This window comes from Corynebacterium sp. HMSC063A05 (genome assembly GCF_001809695.1).
GTDB lineage: Bacteria > Actinomycetota > Actinomycetes > Mycobacteriales > Mycobacteriaceae > Corynebacterium > Corynebacterium amycolatum.
Map to the genome: position 1 here is coordinate 1 of NZ_KV798488.1, position 2,056 is coordinate 2,056.

At 53.0% G+C, this 2,056-nt stretch carries 1 protein-coding gene; it reads left to right on the forward strand.

All coding sequences use genetic code 11. The annotated features are described in order from the left end of the window. Positions 1-138 precede the first annotated feature (138 nt). The gene (locus HMPREF2651_RS00005; protein WP_038627038.1) at positions 139-1,587 is read left to right on the forward strand and encodes a nucleobase:cation symporter-2 family protein; all 1,449 of its coding nucleotides are present in this window, start codon (positions 139-141) and stop codon (positions 1,585-1,587) included. The last annotated feature ends 469 nt before the right edge of the window (positions 1,588-2,056 follow it).

A 2,056-nucleotide genomic window follows, 5' to 3' on the forward strand; every position in this document is an offset into this window, starting at 1 on the left:
CCCCCCCACGCACACTCACGAGTTATCTCAGCAAAGTGGCGTGGCCCGATCGCCTCGTCGTAAAGCGAGATGGAGCGAAACCACCCCAATAGAAAGCTCCAGTGAGGAAAACCTGGACTAGGGAACTAAGGTCGAACTGTGACTACATCAACGAAGACCGATACTCAGACGGTTCATCCGGTCGATGAGTATCCGGGCCATGTGAAACTGCTTGTACTCGGCTTTCAACATGTGCTCGCCGCGTATGCAGGCGCGGTGGCAGTCCCGCTTTTCGTGGGCTGGGCACTTGTGGATGCCGGGCGTATGTCCCCATCCGATATTCCGCACCTAATTGCTGCGGACCTGTTTGTTGCAGGCATCGCCACCATCGTACAGTCGGTGGGTATTTGGCGATTTGGTGTGCGACTACCACTGATTCAGGGCTGTACCTTCTCTGCCGCGATTCCGATGGTTACTATCGGATCGCAATACGGCGTACCCGCAATCTACGGTTCGGTGATTGCATCGGGCATTTTCATGATGCTCTTTGCACCGCTTTTTGCGTCGCTTCTACGCCTATTTCCGCCGTTGGTCACTGGCACGGTGCTATTGATTATCGGCACGACGCTTATGCCAGTCGCAGCCGACTGGGTTGGTGGCGGTGCTGAAGTCAAGGACACTCCAGATTTCGGCGCACCTCAAAACTTGGCAGTAGCTGCGTTTGTGTTGGCCTTAATTCTCAGTATTGAGCGATGGGCACCAGAATGGCTCGCCCGCATTGCCGTTCTAGTGGGCATGATCTCCGGATTGCTGCTATGCATTCCATTGGGAATGGTGGATTGGTCTGGAACTAAGGACTCACCAGTCTTCGGGTTGACGCATCCATTCTACTTTGGCATGCCTGAATTCGTCCTCTCCGCTGTATTTGCCATGTGCATTGTTTCGCTTGTGACTATGGTCGAAGCGACTGGCGACGTACTTGCAATCGGCGAGATTACCGAATCCGAGATTGATAATCACCGTATTGCCGACACACTGCGTGCCGACGGTGCTGCGACCGTAATTGGCGGTATTTTCAATACCTTCCAATACACGGCGTTTGCCCAGAACATTGGCGTCCTATCCATCACGGGCGTACGTTCCCGATGGGTTACCGCAGCTGCAGGTGGAATGCTGCTGATTCTGGGTTTGATTCCAAAGACGGCCGCTCTCGTTGCCGCTATCCCAGCTCCAGTTTTGGGAGGTGCCGGTATTGCCTTGTTCGGTATGGTCGCAGCATCGGGCGTCCGCACTCTATCCAAGGTTAAGTTCACTGAATCCAACGTGATTGTCGTGGGTATTCCGTTGGCATTGGCATTACTTCCTGCTGTATCGCCCGAACTATTCTCCGGACTACCGGCATGGGCGCAAACGTTTATGGCTTCAGGTATCTGCGTAGGTTCCGTCGCTGCTATCATCTTGAATCTTTTGTTCAACACCGCCGACCGTGCACCGCACGCCGTTACTCCGAGTGCTCACGACACCTTCCGCGGAGGTATTAACTCGGAAGATAAGGACCACGACGGCTACGGAGACGTCCCGTCGGCTAAGCCGAGCAGTAATAACTAACCTCGGTACTTTGATTAGCGCGACTGCATAGCTTAATCCCAGACAGGGCTAACTAAATACGACACCCTCCCGTATGGGCGCAGGCAATACCTCACCTATACGGGATTTTCTTTTGGCGCGATCGAGGAAGCCGCCACAGCATCTCGTAGGTACGAGTCGAAAATCAGAGCTGACTACTAAGTAAGCGTATGTCTCTCTATTTGGACAGCTTGGTAATAAAGCCTCAATTGGACCGAGGTATCAGTATGTAGGGGATAAGTGGCGGTGATAGTCACAGAAGTGCAATAGATGAATCGCACACACCAACAAGCTAAGTGCCGGAATTCGAGGAGCCTCCGCGACCGGTCTACTGCGCACCGGGCCCCTTCCAAATACCCACAACCAAGCAAAATCAATGGCTATCACCGAGACATAAGCTACGACATCTATCGATTGAATGTTGTTTACTTGTGGGTAAAACAAAAGTGGG